Genomic DNA, 16,891 nt, shown 5'->3' with positions numbered 1-16,891 from the left:
CAGGAGCGTGGGCGACCGCCTGCGCACGCCTCGGCCGCGGGTAACCTGCGCCTATGACCTCCTTGTGGAACCGCAGGTCAGCGGTAGTGATGGCGGCTCTCGTCGGGATGACCGGCTGCGCCGGGGTCGGCGACGCCGGCGCGTCCGCCACGGCCCGGACCCGGGTGACCGCGCCCGCCCCGGCGGCGCCGGCACCGGGCTCGTCCACGCCTGCCGCTCCCTCCGCCGCGCCGGCCTCCTCCGTCTCCGCCACCCCGTCGCCCGCCACACCCTCGTCCGTGCCGGTGTCGCCCGTGCCCGGCGACGGGCCCACGCCGAGCCCGAGCGGACCACCCCCCTTCTCCGCGAAGATCGAGAAGGTGTCCCGCGACGACGTCCGGCACTCCTGGCGTCCGGGCTGCCCGGTTCCGCTGAGCGGGCTGCGCAAGATCACCATGACCTACTGGGGCTTCGACGACCAGGCGCACACCGGCACACTCGTGGTCAACAAGAAGGTGGCCGACGACGTGGCCTCCGTCTTCGGGAAGCTCTACGACATGCGCTACCCCATCCGCCGGATGGAGCCCGTCGACGTCTACAAGGGCAGCGACTCCGACTCCATCGACGCCGACAACACCTCGGCCTTCAACTGCCGCACCGCCACCGGCTCCGGCAGCTGGTCCAACCACGCGTACGGACTGGCGGTGGACATCAACCCGCGGGAGAACCCGTACGTCTACGCGGACGGCTCCCACGCCCACCGCAACGCGGACGCGTTCGTGGACCGGCCGCTCAAGAAGCCCGGCGTGATCAACAGCGGAGACCGCGTGGTGCGGGCCTTCGAGCAGATCGGCTGGGGCTGGGGCGGCTCCTGGTCGGGCGCCAAGGACTACCAGCACTTCTCGGTGAACGGCCGCTGAGACCGGGGCCGATCACTCCGCCGGCTCCCCGGCGGGGACCCTGGGAGGGGTGAGTCCGCCGGGGAGCGCACGCGGGGTGAGGAGACGGCCGGTTACGGCGTGACCGGCCTGCCGCCGAAGGTCACGACGAGGTGGCCGTCCGAGGCGTAGGACCAGCCCAGGGCGCCGGTGTAGGAGGAGCACCGGGATCCGTTCGAGCCGGACCAGAACTGGTTGGAGCTGTCCGCGTTGCCGACGATCTTGTCGTTGGACCCGCTGCCGCTGCGGCAGGAGGTGTTGCCGCGGAACACCGAGGTGCCGGCGTCGAAGGAGAAGTTGCGCTCGCTGTTGTCGATGCCGAGGTTGTCCGAAATCGACATCGTGCCGGGGTTGCTGTTGTAGGTGAAACCGTGGTGGCCGTTGCGGTAAGCGATGTTGCGCCGGACGACGTGGTTGACGGGAATGCTGTCGCCGCCGAGCTTGTAGCCGTTGCGGTCGCCGTTGCCGGCCTGGCTGCCGTCCGTGAGGGTGCCGTTGTTGTACGACAGGGAGTCCTCGATGGTGACCGGGCCGATGGCTCCCGTGTCCGTCTTGGTGTAGAGGTCCCAGCCGTCGTCGATGTTGTTGTGGGACACGTCGTAGCGGAAGACGTTGCCTGTGCCGGTGGTGAGCTTGGCGGCGAAGCCGTCGGCGTCCTCGCCGTCGGAGTCGGCGTTGTCGTGCGACTCCGCGCTGAGGATGAGGTTGTTGGACGGCCACTGGTCGCGGGGGGTGTCGGAGGCGATCCGCCCGAGCTGCAGCCCGGTGTCGCGGTTGAACCGCGTCACCGTGCGTTCGATGATGTTGTTGCTGCCGCCGACGTAGATCCCGTTGTCGCCGGCACGCTCGACGACGATGCCGTACACATGCCAGTACGAGCCGTTCACGGTGAGCCCGCGGTTCGAGGAGGACTCGCTCTGGGCCGAGAAGTTCAGCACCGGAGTCTCACCCGGGTAGGCGGACAGGGTCTTGCGTGCGCTCGAGGTGCCGTTGTTGCCCGGCGCGATGGTGACCGTCTGCGCGAAGTCGTACCGCCCGCCGCGCAGGTAGATCGTCCCGCCGGGGGCGACGCGGGTGATCGCCGACGTGAGGGTCGTGGGGTCCGACTGCGTCCCCGCCGCGCCGTCTCTGCCGTTCGGCGACACGTACACCGCACCACTCGACGGTGTGGGCGAGGGCGACGGCGAGCGTGTGGGGCTGGGGGAAGGCGAGGGCGAGCGCGTGGGCGAGGGTGACGGCGAGGGCGAGCGCGTGGGGCTGGCGGTCGGCGTGGGGGACGAGGTCGTGGTGGAGCCGGTGCAGGTGACGCCGTTCAAGGTGAACGAGGCCGGCGTGGGGTTGGACCCCGACCAGCTGCCGTTGAACCCGATGGACACCGACGCGCCGGTGGCGATGGCGGCGTTGTAGTCCACGTTCCTGGCCGTGACGTTCTGACCGCTCTGGCTGTAGGTGGCCGACCACCCGGTGTCCACCTTCTGGCTGCTGTTCGGGAAGGTGAAATCGAGGGTCCAGCCGTTGATCGCGCTGCCCAGATTCTGGATCGTGATGGCGGCGGTGAACCCACCCGGCCAGTCGCTGGTCGTGTAGGTCACGGCGCACCCGGTCGCGGCCTGCGCCGTTCCGGCAGTGGCCACGCCGGCCAGGGCGGCGACTCCGGCGAGGACGCTGATCACCCCGGCACCCGTTCTGGTTCTGCTTTTCAAACCCGAGCTCCTTGCAGGTCGTGCAGGGCCCCTGACCGAGGAATCACTCCTGGCCCCACAAGGGTTTTCATGCACCTGAACTACGTTCATCTACAGGAACATCGCGCATCAAGCTACGAGCCGATCGATCGCCGGTCAACGACGCGCCGCGGCGGCTTTTCGCGTACGACGGCTCTCACTTGCACAAGGACTGCCGGAGACGACGAACGAGACCCGGGATCGAGTGAAACGTTCAGGCGAGAACTCGGAAACAGAGCGACAGCCGCCGGTGGACTCGGCGTTCGCCGGGCGGCTGCCGTCGAATACCTTGCCCGGCCGGACTGCGGGCGCCATCCCGCCGGACCGCGGGCGCCATCCCGCACAACCCCGTCAGGGCGGCGTCCCTGCCGGTGCCGTACACCGGCAGGGAGACATCCGAAGCCGCGGGAGACGGCGATCGGGCAACAGCCACCACCACCCGCACCGGGAACGGCGCGAGAAAGCGGAGAGAAAAGGGAGGACAACGCCCGCTCCTCCGGCCGCAGGAAGCGGGCGTCTCTCCAGATATGACATCTCCTGATTCTCCAGACAAAGGGGGAATCACGAGTGAGGGCTCAAACGCTAACGGGCTTCGGACTCCGGGTCGGAAAGGATCGCTTACCGGTTAATAACGATCGGCCTACGAGGCCATCACGCACTGGCGATCAACCGGGCTCCACGGGTCAACTGCTGTGAAGACGGCTGACGGGAGAGACATGTCCGGTTGGCAGCACTCCGCTCCCCTTCCCCCCACATGGCCGCCGGACCGGTTCGAGGTCCGCTCGACCCGGCCCATCCCGGACGGCGGCGCGGCGGATCGTTACCACTTCCCGCACGCCGCCCACGAAGCCGCCACGCGCCTTAGAGACGTACGCTTCGCGACACAGATCCAGGTCGTCCGCATCGAGGACGGCGTGACCCTCTTCGACCTGGTCGCCGGGGTGGAGGTTCCCCTCGAACACTGGTGACCATCAGAGCGCGCCGGCAGGCTGCGGCAAGATGGGTGCATGACGGCGAAGGACGGCGACGGCTGGGCCCTGTGCGCGCTGGGGCACCAGCACTGGGGACTGTACGGCGCCGCCGGCCTGCTCACCGTGCACCACACACTCGACGGCATGCCGTACGTACTGATGCAGAAGCGCGCCTGGTGGAGCCATCACGGCGGGACGTGGGGGCTGCCGGGCGGCGCGCGCGACAGTCACGAGGACGCCATCACCGGCGCGCTGCGCGAGGCCCGGGAGGAGGCGGCGCTGGACCCCGGTCTCGTCCGGGTGCGCGGGCTCTACGTCGACGACCACGGCGGCTGGTCGTTCGAGACGGTGATCGCCGATGCCGAGGGCCTGCTCGACGCCGCGCCCGCCAACGGCGAGAGCGCGGACATGCGCTGGGTGGCGGCCGACGAGGTGGCGTCGAAGGAACTGCATCCGGGCTTCGCCGACTCGTGGCCGAGGATCCGGCCCGCGCTGAGCCCGGTGGTCGTCGTCCTCGACATGGCCAACATCATCGGCGCGCGGGCCGAGCACGGCTGGTGGAAGGACCGCGCGGGCGCCGCGAACCGCCTGCTCAACGAGCTGGTCCCGCTCTGCGGGCAGGGCCTCGGCGAGATGCCGGAAGGGGTGCCCGCCCTGACCCGATGGTTCCCGCGCATGGTCGCGGTGCTCGAAGGTGCGGCGGCCGGCGCCGCCGACCCCGGGCCGGTGACCGGGGACCTGACGGTCATGGTGGCCGCGGGTAGCGGAGACGACGCGATCGTGGAGGCGGTGCGCGACGTGCGGCCCTGGGAGACCGCCCTCGTCGTCACCGCCGACCGCGGGCTGCGCGAGCGGGTGACCGCCCTCGGCGCCCTGGTCGCCGGTCCTCGCTGGCTGCTCAAGCAGCTCTGACCCACGCCGGCCGCTCAGGCGGCTCCGACCCACGTCGGCTACTCAGGCAGCCCCGACCCGTACCGACTGCTCAACCAGCTCCGAATTCGGGGCTTTCTATACCGTTAGTCCTATTTGGGCAGGATGAAGCATGTGATCCTGCTCCTCCGCCGACTGGCCACCTGGACCGTGATCGTTCCGATCCTCGCCGTGGCAGTGCTCGCGCTGGCGTGGGGCCGGAGCATTCCCCCCGTCGTCGTGGTGATCGCGGCGGTCTTCCTCGCGGCTTCCGTGCTCGCGGCCGTGCACCACGCCGAGGTCATCGCCCATCGCGTGGGAGAGCCGTTCGGATCGCTCGTGCTCGCCGTGGCGGTCACGGTGATCGAGGTGGCGCTGATCATCAGCCTCACCGCGTCCGGAGGCCCGGCCGCGTCGTCGCTCGCCCGCGACACGGTGTTCGCCGCCGTGATGATCACGTGCAACGGGATCGTCGGCCTGTCTTTGCTGGTCGCGGCGCTGCGCCGGCGGGTGGCGGTCTTCAACGCGGAGGGGACGGGAGGCGCGCTGGCCACCGTCGCCACGCTGGCCACGCTGAGTCTCGTCCTGCCGACGTTCACCACGAGCAGGCCGGGGCCCGCCTTCACCCCGGCCCAGCTCGCGTTCGCCGCCCTCGCCTCGATCGCGTTGTACGGCCTCTTCGTGCTCACCCAGGCCGTGCGGCACCGCGACTACTTCCTGCCGGTGGAACCCGGCGGCCAGGACGCGGACGTCGCCGAGCACGCCGACCCGCCGACGACGCGCGCCGCCGTCGCCAGCCTGGCGCTGCTGCTGAGCGCGCTGATCGCGGTGGTCGGCCTGGCGAAGATCGAGTCTCCTGCCATCGAGGCGGCCGTACGCGCGGCGAGCCTCCCCCAGTCCGCGGTGGGCGTCGCGATCGCGCTGCTGGTGCTGCTGCCGGAGACCCTCGCCGCCGTACGCGCGGCCCGGCGCGCCCGGGTCCAGGTCAGCATGAACCTCGCCTTCGGCTCGGCCATGGCCAGCATCGGGCTCACCATCCCGACGATCGCCGTGGCGTCGCTGTGGCTGAAGGGGCCGCTGCTGCTCGGCCTCGGGCCGACCCACATCGTGCTGCTCGCCCTGACGGTCGTCGCGGCGACGCTTACCGTGGTGCCCGGCCGGGCCGGCCTCCTGCAGGCGAGCGTCCATCTCACACTGTGCGCCGCCTTCCTGCTCCTGGCCGTGAGCCCGTGAAGAAATATGATGCGGAAAGATCGGCGGGCACGTAGGGTGCGCGTGTGAAATGGCGACATTGACGCTCACCTGAACGGGCCCTCGCGGCCCGCCTGTACGGCTACGCGTTCCTCGAGGACTTCATCGTCCTCTATCCGGTGTACGCCCTGCTGTTCGCCGAGAACGGGCTCTCGCCCGCCCAGATCTCGTCGCTGTTCGTGATCTGGTCGGTCACCGGCTTCGTGCTGGAGGTCCCGTCCGGGGTGTGGGCCGACCTCGTCTCACGGCGTCGGCTGCTCGCCGTCGCGCCCCTTCTGACGGGCACGGGGTATGCCCTGTGGACGTTCGTCCCCTCCTACTGGTCGTTCGCGCTGGGCTTCGTGCTGTGGGGCGCCGGGGGCTCCCTGCGCTCCGGCACCGTCCAGGCCCTCGTGTACGAGGAACTCGACCGGCGGGGCGCGGCCGAGCGCTACCCGGCGCTCATCGGGCGCTCGGCCGCCCTCGGCACGACGGCGGTGATGGCCGCGACCGCGCTGGCGTCTCCCGTGCTCGCCGTGGGCGGCATGCGCGCGGCGGGCCTGGCCAGCGTGTTCGTGACGCTGCTCGGGGCCGCCGTGGGGCTGTCGTTCCCCGAATCGCGCGGCGACCGCGACCGGTCCGGCGTCACCGGCGGATACTTCGGCGTCCTGCGCGAGGGCCTGGCCCAGGTGCGCCGGGGTCCGGCGGTCCGCCGCGCGATCGTGGTCCTTTCGGCGATGTCGGTGGCGGGGGTGATGGACGAGTACGTCCCCCTGCTCGCGGAGTCGACCGGGGTGACCGCCGGCCGGATTCCCCTGCTCGTGCTGCTGGTGAGCGCGGGCGGCATGATCGGCGGATGGTTCGCCGGGCGGGGCCAGGGCGCCCTCGCCCCCGCCCTGGTGCTGGCCGCCGTCTGCATGGCGGCCGGGGCCGCCGGGGCGGCGGCGCGCCACCCCGAGGCGCTCACCCTGGTGGCCGCGGCCTACGGCCTGTTCCACTGGGCGACGGCGGTGCTTGACGCGCGGCTCCAGGAGGGGATCTCCGACGGCGCCCGGGCCACGGTCACGTCGATGGCCGGGGTCGGCATCGAGGTCGTCGCCCTGGCGGTCTACGGCGGTTACGCCGCCGGGTCGGTGTGGACCGGCCCCGGGCCGCTCTTCGCGGTCGCGGCCCTGCCCTACCTGGTGATCGCCTTCGCCGTACGCCGGGAGTGACCGGCCAGGTGGGAGGCCGGACGACGCCCGGCCTCCCACCCCGGTCACGCGGTCAGCCGCGGGTCCACTTCTGGTTGGCCCCGCCGGTGCAGTCCCACAGTTGGAGGCGTGCGCCGTTGGCGGGGTTCACGTCCACGATGTCCACACATCGGTTGGCCGCGGTGTTGACGAGGTCGCCGGCCGAGGTGAGCGTGAAGCGCTGGGCGCCCGTGCCGTTGCAGGTGTAGAGCTGGATCGGCGTGCCGTTGGCGGTGCCGGCCGCCGCCGCGTCCATGCACTTGCCCATCGCGCGGACCGTGCCGTCGCCGTTGATCGTCCACTGCTGGGCGGCGGTGCCGTTGCAGTCGTACATCTGCAGCCGGGCGCCGTCGACGGGGTTCGCGCCCGGGATGTCGATGCAGCGGCCGTTCAGGTTGGACTTCAGCGCGCTGCCGGTCCCGCCTCCCCCGTCGCTGGTCCACGCGGACACGCGGACCCAGTCGATCAGCATCGTCTGCGGGAACGAGGTCGTGGAGTCGGGGTTGCCCGGCCAGTAGCCGCCGACCGCGACGTTCAGGATCAGGAAGAACGGGTGGTCGAAGACCCACTGGTTTCCGCGGATGTCGGCCGGAGTGACGCGGAAGTACTCCGAGCCGTCCAGGTACCAGACGATGAGGTTGGGCGACCAGTCGACGCGGTAGGTGTGGAAGGCGTCGCCGAGCGGCGCGCCGATCGTCCGGCTGCCGCCGACGCCGCTGCCGCCGGAGTAGCCGGGGCCGTGCACGGTGCCGTAGACCGTGTTGGGCGTCTTGCCGACGTTCTCCATGATGTCGATCTCGCCGGTGTTCGGCCAGTTGCCGCCGCCGAGCATCCAGAACGCCGGCCAGATGCCCTGGCCCTTGGGAATCTTGATGCTCGCCTCGAAGCGGCCGTACGCCTGGCTGAACTTGTCGGCGGTCAGGATGCGGCCGGAGGTGTACTGGCAGGTGCCGTAGTGGCACTGGTAGTTGGCCGGGTTCTCCCGCCGGGCGGTGATGGCGAGGTGTCCCTGCCCGTCGTGGTACACGTTGCTGGTCGAGTTGGTGTAGTACTCCAGCTCGTTGTTGCCCCAGCCGCCGCCGCCGATGTCGAACTTCCACTTGGAGCCGTCGACGGGCGTTCCCGCGGCGGCGTTGAACTCGTCCGACCAGGTGACGGGGCCGATTGCGGCTTCGGCGCGGTCGGCGCCCGTGCCGGCGACCAGGCCGCCGGTGAGCGCGACGACCATGGCCGCGGCCATGATGAGGAGCCGGGGTTTGCGCATGGAGATCTCCGGTTGGTGGGGGGATGCCAGCAGGATCTGCGGCCCGCGCCGCCGCCGTGAGCGAGGGCGCGCGCCGGCGTGTCCAGCGCTTCGGTCAAGCTTTAGAGCTTGAATTAAGATGCAACACCCTTATGGCGCGGGCTGTCAATAGGCCTTACTTGCACCTGTCAGCCGGGCCCGATGACCGGGCGGTGCGGGCGTACGCCGGCCTGCCGTACGGGCAGGCGGTAGGTCTCGCCGCGCATGAGGTAGTGGACCAGGTGCGACAGCCCCGCACGCCTGACGTGCTGCTGGAAGTCCTTGAGCGGGGAGGCGAACGCCTCGTAGTCGTCGTAGTGGACGGGCAGGGCCGACTCCGGCTGCATCAGCCTGAGCCACTCCACCCCCTGGGCGCCGTCCATGGTCACCGTGACGCCGAGGATCCGCGTGCCGCCGAGGTGCACGATGCCGACGTCGATGTCGGGGAAGCGGCGCGGGATCTCCGACAGGCACTCGTCCATGATCGTGTCGCCGCTGATGTGCAGGCGCAGGTCCACCTCGCCGGCGTGGGCGAAGTCGAGCACGCTCCCCATGACCGGCGGCATCAGCCCGTTCGCCGGGCCGGGCGCATGCCGGGCGGGCGTGGCGGTCACCGTCAGCGTGCCGTCGCCGTGGCGCTCGTGGTGGTACTCCCAGGGTTCCAGGCCGACGGCGTGGTCGAATCCCTGGCGGCGCAGCCGGGCCGCCGCATGGCGGGTGGTGACGATCGGCACGTCCTTGTCGAGGCCGTTCCTGGCGATCCTGTCCCAGTGGTCGCCGTGCATGTGCGACAGCACGACCAGGTCCAGGGGCGGAAGCTGCGAGATCTCCATCGCCGGCTCGGTGCGGCGGCGCGTGCTCAGCCCCCAGCCGAGATGGGCACGCTGCCCCCGGTGCAGGAAGTTCGGATCCGTCAGCACAGTGAACCCGTGAGAACGGATGATCATGGTGGCGTTTCCCACGAAGAACACGGTCGCGTCCGCTGGATCGGGCATGACGCCTCCCCTCTCCCCAGACTTTCAGGCTACGTAAACCACCACAAATCACCCGAAAGCGGGGGGCGGTTACCAGTGCCGCCCACGGGCCGAAGATCGGCGGGAGGGCACTAGCCGGCGACGAGTGAGAACCCGAGCTGGGAGTACAGCTCCAGCAGGTCGAAATAGTCCCGGTGGGCGACCACGAGGCCGTTCTTCGCGTGACACGCCCCGCAGCCGCGCACGGTGATCCGCCGGCCGCTCGCGCCCGCGACAGCGCCGTCCGCCAGCGGGAAGGACCCGGTGTGCGTGCCCGTCATCGTCCACTCGCTGAAGCCGGGGTCGGCGCACTCCACCCTGTTCCAGGCCGTCATAGCGATGTCGGCGAAACCTCTGAACAGGCTCTCCCAGTATCGGACGATCTGCTCGCGCCCCTCGCACACGCCCAAGGGGGTGGTCAGGACGGCGTGCCGGTCGTAGCACCCCGACAGCCGGTCCAGGTCATGAGCGTTCACCGCGTCCAGCACGCGGTCCGCGAGCTGTCGGCCGTCAGGCATGGCGGATCACCCCCAGGGCGTACACCCACCGTAACGCCGCCATGGCAAAGGCCGTCCGCAGGAGACGCAACACCGCCGGATGCAACGCGCGAAGCGCCTGCGGCGTCCCTGGAATCGTGGACGACACCTTCGACGATTTCGTCCGGGCGCGCGGCGGAGCGCTGTACCGCTACGCGTACGTGCTGACCGGCGACGCGGACGACGCGGCGGACCTCGTGCAGGAGGCGCTGCTGCGCCTCGGCGACAGCTGGCGCCGCGTGGTGCGCAAGGACGACCCCGAGGGGTACGTCCGCACGATCATGGCCCGTCAGCACATCAGCTGGTGGCGGCGACGGCGGCGCGAACGCCTTGTGGCCGACGCGCCCGAGGCCGCCTACACGGACGTGCGCCTGGACGGCGACTCCGGGCTGTGGGCCGAGGTCGCCGGCCTGCCCCCGAAACAGCGGGCGGTGCTGGTGCTGCGCTACTACGAGGACCTGCCCGACGCGCGGATCGCCCGGATCCTCGGCATCTCCGAGGGGACGGTGCGCAGCCAGGCCGCCCGCGCTCTCGGCAAGCTGCGTGTGCGGCGCCGTACGAGCCAGATGGAGGAAGTATGAGAAGCGAGCGGGATCTGGCGGCGGTGCTGCGCCGGGCCGCGGACGACGCGCCCGACCCGGCGGACCTCCTGGCGGGGCTGGGCGAGCGCCGCAGGCGGCGGACGCGGCAGCGCTACCGTACGGCGCTGGCGGCGGCCGGCGTCGTCGCGGTCGCCGTCGGCGGCACCGCCGTGGTCAGGGGCGGCCACGTGGCGACGGCCGTCGGGAACCGGCCCTCCGCGACGAGCACGGCCACCGCCGAGAGCACGGTCACGGCCACCGCCACGACCACGGCCACCGCCACAGCCACAGCCACGAGCACGGGACCGGTGAAGCCGGCGCGCGAGGTGTGGCCGGAGGCGGTGTTCACGCTGCCGAAGAAGGCCGCCGACGGGTCCGCGTACCGCCCGGTGACCGCGCTGAGCCCGACCGAGATCCTCGTGACGGCGGAGTCGTCGTTCGAGAAGGCCGGCCGCGTGGAGATCTACGACCTGGCGAACAACACAAGCCGCGTGCTGACCGAGATGGTCCCGCAGGGCAAGGGCTACTACGAGCAGAGCGTCGAGGCCGGCTCCGGTCACGTCGCCTGGTACGGCACGCGGCCCAACACCGACGACAAGTGGGCGGACTTCTGGGTCGCACCGATCCAGGGCGGCCCGGCGGTCCGCGTCGGAGAGGTCACAGGGGCCCTCTCCGAGGTGGAGACGATCGGCGTCAGCGCCGACCACGTGGTGTGGTCGCCGCGTTCCGGCGGCGTCTACCGCATCCCGATCGGCGGCGGCGAGGCCGAGAAGATGCCGGACACCGACGGCATGTGGCTGCTGGCCTGGCCCTGGGCCGCCGACGTCCACGTCGGCGTGTACGCCGCGGACACCTCGGACCGCAACCAGCGTCTGCTGGTGAATCTGGAGACCGGCGAGCGCCGCCCGGTCACCGCCGCCGCCGGGGTCCACCGGCTGCGCTGCGCCGTGGAGTGGTGCGTCGGCCGGTCCGGCGAGCACCTCGTGGCCCAGCGCCTCGACGGCTCCGTCACCCGTGAACTGTCCGGCGGCATGTCCGATCAGCACATCTTCGGCGGCCGGTTCGTGATGGTCGGCCGCGAGATGTACGACATCTCCACCGGGCGAGCCGCCCTGGTCGCGGCGGCCGACGAGGACGGTAAGACCAGTTCGTACGGCCAGGGCATCTCGTCCTCGCCGCCCTCGGTGTTCTACTGGAACTCCCTGCCGCTGAAGTCCCGGAAGGTCTGCCGGGACGGCGAGCAGGCCTGCGCCGTGACGCCCACCCAACCCGGGGACACGTTCACCGTGCTCAACCTCGCCGCGGTCCCGGCGGAGTGAGCCGGTGGGATCGGCGCCGTGCTCCGGCGCCGATCCCACGAAGCCCGCGTGCCTCGGCGCCCGCGTGCCTCGGGTCCGTGTGGCCTCGGGTCACGCGGGCCGGGGCCGTGCGGCGCGGGCCAGGGCGACCGCGCCCGCCGCTCCGGCGGCCGCGGCCAGCGCCAGCCACCAGGCGGTCGCGCCCATGGCCTCCGGCCGCGGCGGGTCGGCCAGGGCGAGGAACACCGCGCCGAACACCGCCACACCGGTGAGCTGCCCGAACTGCATGGCCGTCGTGAGCAGGCCGCTCGCGTCGGCGGCGCGGGCGGGCGGCACGTGCACCAGGGCGTGGGTGAGCAGGCTGGTCGAGACCCCCAGCCCCGCGCCGTACACGACCAGCGCGGCCCACATCACGGGGCCACCGGTCACCGAGACGGCCAGTGCCGACGTGCCGAGGACGTTGAGCACCAGCCCGGCCGGTGGCAGCAGGTGGTGGATCCGCCCCGGCAGCGCGCGCCAGTAGAAGCTGCCCAGCCCGAACGCCGCCGCCATGGGCAGGAACGTGAGCCCGGCACGCAGCGGGCTCTCCGCGAGAACGCCCTGCAGGTGCACCGCGAAGGTGAACAGGAAGCCGCCGTAGGCGACCATCAGCGCGATCAGCGTCGTCAGGCCCGACGGCATGCCGGTCGCGCGCAGCACGTCCAGGTTCAGCAGCGGGTCGCCGCCCCGGGCCGCCGTACGGCGCTGCGTCACGACGAACACGGCGGCGAGCGCGACCCCCGCGGCGATCGAGGCGTACGTCCAGGCGGGCCAGCCGGCCTCCCGGCCCAGCACGAGCGGAAGCACGACCAGCAGCGTGGCGGGCAGCGCGAGCACGAGGCCCCGAAGGTCGAGCCGGCGCGATCCGCGCGGCCGGTCCGACGGCGCGTCCTGCGGCACCAGCCGGGGCACCGCGAGCGTCAGCAGGACGCCCACGGGGACGTTCACGAGGAACACCGGCCGCCAGCCGGTGCCGGCCACGTCGGCGCCGACCAGCACCCCGCCCAGCGCCAGCCCGACGACCGAACCGGCCGAGAGCACCGCGGTGTACGCGCTGAGCGCCGTCGCCCTGGCCCTGCCGGTGAACCTGGTCTGGATCACGCTCATGATCTGCGGGACCATCACCGCCGCCGCGGCCCCCTGGACGAACCTGAAGGCGATCAGCGTCCCGGCGTCCGGCGCGAGCCCGCACAGCAGTGAGCCCGCGGTGAAGCCGGCGACCCCGATCACGTACATCCTGCGCCTGCCGTACAGCTCGCCGAGCCGGGCGCCGGTGATCAGCAGGGTCGCGTACGCGATGATGTAGCCGCCGACGACCAGTTGCAGGGCGGCCCCGGACGCCCCCAGGTCGGCGCCGATCCTGGGGATCGCCACGTTGACGATGTAGAGGTCCAGCAGTCCCATGAACTGGCCGGCGAGCAGCACCGCCAGCATCGGCCAGGGCCGCCCGGCGCGGGCCGGGGCGGGGCGGACGGTATGGCTGAGTGTCACTTCTTGTCCTTCCGCAGTGGGTTCGCCGGTACGTACCGGGGCCGGGCGGACAACTCATCGGCGACCGATGAGTTCGGGGCGGCGACGCGGTAGATACCGGTGACGGCGAGGCGACGCGGGAGAACACATGTGGAGTGACGAGGAGTTCGAGCGGATCACCGGGCCCTACCGGCGTGAGCTGATGACGCACTGCTACCGGATGCTGGGCTCGGTGCACGACGCCGAGGACCTGCTGCAGGAGGTCATGCTGCGGGCGTGGCGGGCGTCCGGCGACTACGACGAGCGGCGGGCCTCGCCGCGCACCTGGCTCTACCGCATCGCGACGAACGCCTGCCTCACGGCACTCGAACAGCGCGGGCGCAGGGCCCTGCCGTCCGGCCTCACCGGCCCGGACGACGACCCGGAGGCGGGACCGCAACGGCGGCTGCCGGAGGTGACCTGGCTGGAGCCCGTCCCCGACGCCCTGGTGGACCCCGCCGCGGTCGTCGCGTCGCGGGGCGGGATCCGGCTCGCGTTCGTCGCGGCCCTGCAGCACCTGCCGCCGCGGCAGCGGGCGGTGCTCATCCTGCGCGAGGTGCTGGCCTGGCGGGCGAGCGAGGTCGCCGACCTGCTGGAGACCTCGGTCGCCGCGGTCAACAGCGCCCTGCAGCGCGCCCGCGCCCAGCTCGCCCGGGTGGCCCCCGCCGAGGACGACCTGGCCGAGCCGGACGACCCGGCCTGCCGCGACCTGCTCGACCGGTACGTCGCGGCGTTCGAGAAGGCCGACGTCGTGGCCCTGGAGCGGCTGCTGCGCGAGGACGCCGTCCTGGAGATGCCGCCGTTCCTGTCGTGGTTCTCCGGGCGGGAGATGTTCGGCCGCTTCATCCGCTGGGTCTGCGCCACCCGGGGCCCCTGGCGGATGGTCCCCACGCGGGCCAACGGGCAGCCGGCGCTCGCGGCCTACCTGGACGGCGGCGACGGCGTCTTCCGGGCCCACTCGCTCCAGGTGCTCACGATCGCCGAGGGCGGCATCGCGCGGAACGTCGTGTTCGGCGACCCCGCCCTGTTCGCCGTCTTCTCGCTGCCGCCCACGGCCTAGTAGTGCTCTAGCCGAGGAAGGCCGCGGCCTCGCTCTGGCCGAGGAAGGCCGCGACCTCGCGGACGAAGGCGTCGGGGGCGTTCTCGTGCACCAGGTGCCCGGCCGGGATCGTGACGTGAGCGGCGCCGGGGATGCGGCGGGCCAGCTCGGCGACCCGGTCCTGAGGGATGTGGCTGTCCGGCCCGCCGCCGATCACGAGCGTGCGTGCGGCGATCCGGCCAAGCCGCTCCAGCCAGGCCGGATCGGGATGGTCGATCTGCGGCCTGATCGCCTCCACCATGGCCCAGTCGAACGACAGCGGCCCCTCCGGCCGTACGAGCGGGGGCGGGTCACGCGGCACCGGGAGCGGCACGTCCTCCAGGACCAGCGTCCGGACCCGGTCCGGCCGCTCGGCGGCGAGCAGGTAGGCCACGACGCCGCCCATCGAGTGCCCGATCACGTCCACCGGGTCGAGCGACAGCGCGTCGAGGAAGGCGAGGACGTCGTCGCGCATCGGTTCCAGGCCGTAGTCTCCCGGCCAGTCGCTGGCACCGTGGCCGCGCAGGTCCAGGGCGTACACGTGCCGGTGGGCGGCCAGCGCGCCGGCCACGCCGTCCCAGCCGGCCAGGCCCTCGCCCAGACCGTGCAGGAGGATCAGCGGCGGGGCGCCGTCCGGGCCGTACGTCCGGTACGCGATCCCGACGCCGTTGGCCTGAACCATCGCATGATCCGTCACATTGCGACGATATCCCCCGATAAACCCCTATGGGAGCACTAGGGACACCAAGTACCATGACGCCGGAAAACGGGATCACCGTTGATCACGGATACGGCCGATCCCGCATACCGGGTGGCCGGAGGCTGCTCGTACCGCGGGAGGTCAGGTGTCCGCACTGCGGCGTGGACTGTGGGCGCCGGTCGCCCTCTCCTACGTCACCTTCATCCTCGTCGGCCTGAGCGCCGGCGTGGGCGGGGTGCTGCTGCCGGCGCAGATCGACGACTACGGCCTCGACAAGGCCACGGTCGGCACGCAGTTCTTCACCTTCTCGGCCGGGTTCATGCTGGCCGGGTCGACCGCCGGCCTGCTGATCCACCGCTTCGGCACCCGGGCCTCGCTCGTTCTCGGCGGCGGCACATTCGTGCTGGCCGCCCTCTACTCGTCCGTACGCCCTCCGTTCCTGGCCTTCGTGGCGGTCCAGATCCTGGCCGGATATGGCACCGGCATCCTCGAATCGGTGCTCAACGCCTACCTCACCGACCTGCCAGGGGCGACCACGCTGCTCAACCGCCTGCACGCGTTCTTCGGCGTCGGCGCGCTGCTCGGGCCACTGCTGGCCACCTGGATCCTGACCTTCCTGCCGTGGACGGCCGTGTGGCTGGTCCTGGCCCTGGTGTGCGTGCCGCTGCTGGCCGGCTTCCACCTGACCCTGCCCGCCCGCGAGGCCCCGCCGCCCGTGTCGGCCGAGGAGCAGGCGGAGCGTCCGGGCCTGCTGGCCACCGCGTCGCGGCAGCCCGCCGTCCTGCTGGGCGCGGTGTTCCTGGCCGTCTACGTCGGCCTGGAGATCAGCGTGGGCAACTGGGGGTTCACGTTCCTGGTCGACGAGCACGGGCAGGGCAGCCTGCTGGCCGGATACACCGTCTCCGGATACTGGCTCGGGCTCGCCCTCGGACGCTTCCTGATCAGCCCGGCGGCCACCAGGCTCGGCATGACCGCGACCGGGATGACCTTCGTCTGCCTGGCCGGCATCACCGTCAGCTCGGTCCTGGCGTGGATCGCGCCGGGCGGCGTGATGGCCAGCGTGAGCTTCGTGCTGCTCGGCTTCTGGCTCGGGCCGATCTTCCCCACGACGATGGCCGTCGCGCCGCGGCTCACCGTGACGCGGCTGGTGCCCACGGCGATCGGACTGCTGAACGGAGTGTCGGTGGTCGGCGGCGCGGTGTTCCCGTGGCTGGCCGGGGCGATCGCGCAGGGCGTCGGGGTCTGGACGCTGCCGCCCTTCGCCGTGGCGCTCGCCCTGCTGCAACTGCTCTTCTGGTGGCTGGTGGTGGGCCGCATGGACCCGGCCCCCCGCACCGCCTCCTAACGGCGGCTCCTGGCCAGTTCGAACGCGGCGACCGTGGCGAGGCCGTACCCGAGGTGGGGCACCAGGTCGGACATCCAGCCGGCCACGCCCCACTCCCGCGGGTCGGTCAGCCCGAGGGCGGTCATCGGCGCGCTGCCCGCGACCGCGGCGGCCACGCCCACCCCGGTCGCCGCGGCCGGGAGGCTGACCCTCCGCCGTACGGCGTGGCGGAACAGGCCGTAGGCCAGGCCCACACCGACACCGGTGAGGATGCCGAGCATCGGCCCGAGCCCCTGCTCCCGGTTGCGGGCGTCCTCATCCTCGCCGAGGTCGACGTGGAGGCGCTCGCTGACCGCGCCGGCCGCCTGCTCCGGCAGCGAGCTCGCCGGCCGGGCGCGCACCGCCATGTCCAGGTAGGTGATCGCGTTGAGCACGGTCGTCCCGGCCGCTCCCGCGACCACTCCCGCCGCCATGTCCCGATAAATCCCCATAGCGGTCGCCTAACCGGGCCGGGCCACCTCAAACGACGCACGCCCGCGCGAGGATCAACG

16 protein-coding genes are annotated in these 16,891 nt (G+C 71.9%); 9 read left to right on the top strand and 7 right to left on the bottom strand.

The annotated features are described in order from the left end of the window. Positions 1-53 precede the first annotated feature (53 nt). Positions 54-899: a M15 family metallopeptidase gene (locus ABZ860_RS00745; protein ID WP_357213095.1), complete on the top strand. Its 846-nt coding sequence runs from the start codon at positions 54-56 to the stop codon at positions 897-899. A 92-nt stretch (positions 900-991) separates the two neighbouring features. Here ABZ860_RS00745 and ABZ860_RS00740 read toward each other — a convergent pair whose 3' ends face one another. After that, the gene (locus ABZ860_RS00740) at positions 992-2,620 is read right to left on the bottom strand and encodes a cellulose-binding domain-containing protein (RefSeq protein ID WP_357213092.1); all 1,629 of its coding nucleotides are present in this window, start codon (positions 2,618-2,620) and stop codon (positions 992-994) included. A 734-nt stretch (positions 2,621-3,354) separates the two neighbouring features. Between ABZ860_RS00740 and ABZ860_RS00735 the strand changes: the two genes are divergently transcribed. The 4 genes from ABZ860_RS00735 (at position 3,355) to ABZ860_RS00720 (ending at position 6,962) form a co-directional block, all read left to right on the top strand. Then, positions 3,355-3,606 (top strand): hypothetical protein, encoded by a 252-nt coding sequence (locus ABZ860_RS00735; protein WP_357213089.1) that lies wholly within the window; start codon positions 3,355-3,357, stop codon positions 3,604-3,606. 39 nt (positions 3,607-3,645) lie between these two features. Next, on the top strand, positions 3,646-4,521 hold the full coding sequence (locus ABZ860_RS00730; protein WP_357213086.1) for an NUDIX domain-containing protein: 876 nt from the start codon (positions 3,646-3,648) through the stop codon (positions 4,519-4,521). 123 nt (positions 4,522-4,644) lie between these two features. Next, a complete protein-coding gene (locus tag ABZ860_RS00725) occupies positions 4,645-5,751 on the top strand; it encodes a hypothetical protein (RefSeq protein ID WP_357213083.1) in 1,107 nt (368 codons plus the stop codon). A 92-nt stretch (positions 5,752-5,843) separates the two neighbouring features. Continuing rightward, the gene (locus ABZ860_RS00720; protein ID WP_357214685.1) at positions 5,844-6,962 is read left to right on the top strand and encodes an MFS transporter; all 1,119 of its coding nucleotides are present in this window, start codon (positions 5,844-5,846) and stop codon (positions 6,960-6,962) included. 52 nt (positions 6,963-7,014) lie between these two features. Here ABZ860_RS00720 and ABZ860_RS00715 read toward each other — a convergent pair whose 3' ends face one another. The 3 genes from ABZ860_RS00715 to ABZ860_RS00705 form a co-directional block, all read right to left on the bottom strand. Then, the gene (locus tag ABZ860_RS00715) at positions 7,015-8,244 is read right to left on the bottom strand and encodes a family 16 glycosylhydrolase (protein WP_357213080.1); all 1,230 of its coding nucleotides are present in this window, start codon (positions 8,242-8,244) and stop codon (positions 7,015-7,017) included. 167 nt (positions 8,245-8,411) lie between these two features. Next, positions 8,412-9,257 carry an MBL fold metallo-hydrolase gene (locus ABZ860_RS00710; RefSeq protein ID WP_357213077.1) on the bottom strand — a complete coding sequence of 282 codons (846 nt, stop codon included), beginning with the start codon at positions 9,255-9,257 and terminating at the stop codon, positions 8,412-8,414. A 110-nt stretch (positions 9,258-9,367) separates the two neighbouring features. Next, positions 9,368-9,793 carry a nuclear transport factor 2 family protein gene (locus ABZ860_RS00705; protein ID WP_357213075.1) on the bottom strand — a complete coding sequence of 142 codons (426 nt, stop codon included), beginning with the start codon at positions 9,791-9,793 and terminating at the stop codon, positions 9,368-9,370. A 41-nt stretch (positions 9,794-9,834) separates the two neighbouring features. Here ABZ860_RS00705 and ABZ860_RS00700 point away from each other — a divergent pair, with 41 nt between their 5' ends. After that, on the top strand, positions 9,835-10,392 hold the full coding sequence (locus ABZ860_RS00700; protein WP_357213072.1) for a SigE family RNA polymerase sigma factor: 558 nt from the start codon (positions 9,835-9,837) through the stop codon (positions 10,390-10,392). Beyond that, the gene (locus tag ABZ860_RS00695) at positions 10,389-11,711 is read left to right on the top strand and encodes a hypothetical protein (protein ID WP_357213069.1); all 1,323 of its coding nucleotides are present in this window, start codon (positions 10,389-10,391) and stop codon (positions 11,709-11,711) included. The genes ABZ860_RS00700 and ABZ860_RS00695 overlap by 4 nt, the downstream gene beginning before the upstream one ends. A gap of 90 nt (positions 11,712-11,801) precedes the next feature. Here ABZ860_RS00695 and ABZ860_RS00690 read toward each other — a convergent pair whose 3' ends face one another. Beyond that, positions 11,802-13,220 carry an MFS transporter gene (locus tag ABZ860_RS00690; protein WP_357213066.1) on the bottom strand — a complete coding sequence of 473 codons (1,419 nt, stop codon included), beginning with the start codon at positions 13,218-13,220 and terminating at the stop codon, positions 11,802-11,804. 127 nt (positions 13,221-13,347) lie between these two features. Between ABZ860_RS00690 and ABZ860_RS00685 the strand changes: the two genes are divergently transcribed. Next, positions 13,348-14,298, top strand: coding sequence for a sigma-70 family RNA polymerase sigma factor (locus ABZ860_RS00685; RefSeq protein WP_357213063.1), 951 nt, complete (start codon positions 13,348-13,350; stop codon positions 14,296-14,298). 7 nt (positions 14,299-14,305) lie between these two features. Here ABZ860_RS00685 and ABZ860_RS00680 read toward each other — a convergent pair whose 3' ends face one another. Further along, the gene (locus tag ABZ860_RS00680) at positions 14,306-15,013 is read right to left on the bottom strand and encodes an alpha/beta hydrolase (RefSeq protein ID WP_357213060.1); all 708 of its coding nucleotides are present in this window, start codon (positions 15,011-15,013) and stop codon (positions 14,306-14,308) included. A gap of 148 nt (positions 15,014-15,161) precedes the next feature. Here ABZ860_RS00680 and ABZ860_RS00675 point away from each other — a divergent pair, with 148 nt between their 5' ends. Continuing rightward, on the top strand, positions 15,162-16,361 hold the full coding sequence (locus tag ABZ860_RS00675) for an MFS transporter (protein WP_357213058.1): 1,200 nt from the start codon (positions 15,162-15,164) through the stop codon (positions 16,359-16,361). Here the strand turns inward: ABZ860_RS00675 and ABZ860_RS00670 are convergent. Beyond that, positions 16,358-16,831, bottom strand: a complete 474-nt coding sequence (locus ABZ860_RS00670) for a hypothetical protein (protein ID WP_357213055.1) — start codon at positions 16,829-16,831, stop codon at positions 16,358-16,360. The two genes, ABZ860_RS00675 and ABZ860_RS00670, sit on opposite strands and share 4 nt — an antisense overlap. Positions 16,832-16,891: the final 60 nt, after the last annotated feature.

This window comes from Microbispora sp. NPDC046973, from assembly GCF_040644495.1.
Classification (GTDB): Bacteria; Actinomycetota; Actinomycetes; order Streptosporangiales; family Streptosporangiaceae; genus Microbispora.
The sequence above is the reverse complement of the archived record's forward strand: the minus strand, read 5'-3'. Positions and strand labels throughout refer to the sequence as shown.

Bases quoted from the DNA above. Each gene is read 5' to 3' on its own strand.
- ABZ860_RS00745 (WP_357213095.1), top strand. From the start codon at position 54: ATGACCTCCTTGTGGAACCGCAGGTCAGCGGTAGTGATGGCGGCTCTC.
- ABZ860_RS00735 (WP_357213089.1), top strand. From the start codon at position 3,355: ATGTCCGGTTGGCAGCACTCCGCTCCCCTTCCCCCCACATGGCCGCCG.
- ABZ860_RS00730 (WP_357213086.1), top strand. From the start codon at position 3,646: ATGACGGCGAAGGACGGCGACGGCTGGGCCCTGTGCGCGCTGGGGCAC.
- ABZ860_RS00725 (WP_357213083.1), top strand. From the start codon at position 4,645: ATGAAGCATGTGATCCTGCTCCTCCGCCGACTGGCCACCTGGACCGTG.
- ABZ860_RS00715 (WP_357213080.1), bottom strand. From the start codon at position 8,244: ATGCGCAAACCCCGGCTCCTCATCATGGCCGCGGCCATGGTCGTCGCG.
- ABZ860_RS00710 (WP_357213077.1), bottom strand. From the start codon at position 9,257: ATGCCCGATCCAGCGGACGCGACCGTGTTCTTCGTGGGAAACGCCACC.
- ABZ860_RS00705 (WP_357213075.1), bottom strand. From the start codon at position 9,793: ATGCCTGACGGCCGACAGCTCGCGGACCGCGTGCTGGACGCGGTGAAC.
- ABZ860_RS00700 (WP_357213072.1), top strand. From the start codon at position 9,835: ATGGCAAAGGCCGTCCGCAGGAGACGCAACACCGCCGGATGCAACGCG.
- ABZ860_RS00695 (WP_357213069.1), top strand. From the start codon at position 10,389: ATGAGAAGCGAGCGGGATCTGGCGGCGGTGCTGCGCCGGGCCGCGGAC.
- ABZ860_RS00685 (WP_357213063.1), top strand. From the start codon at position 13,348: ATGTGGAGTGACGAGGAGTTCGAGCGGATCACCGGGCCCTACCGGCGT.
- ABZ860_RS00670 (WP_357213055.1), bottom strand. From the start codon at position 16,831: ATGGGGATTTATCGGGACATGGCGGCGGGAGTGGTCGCGGGAGCGGCC.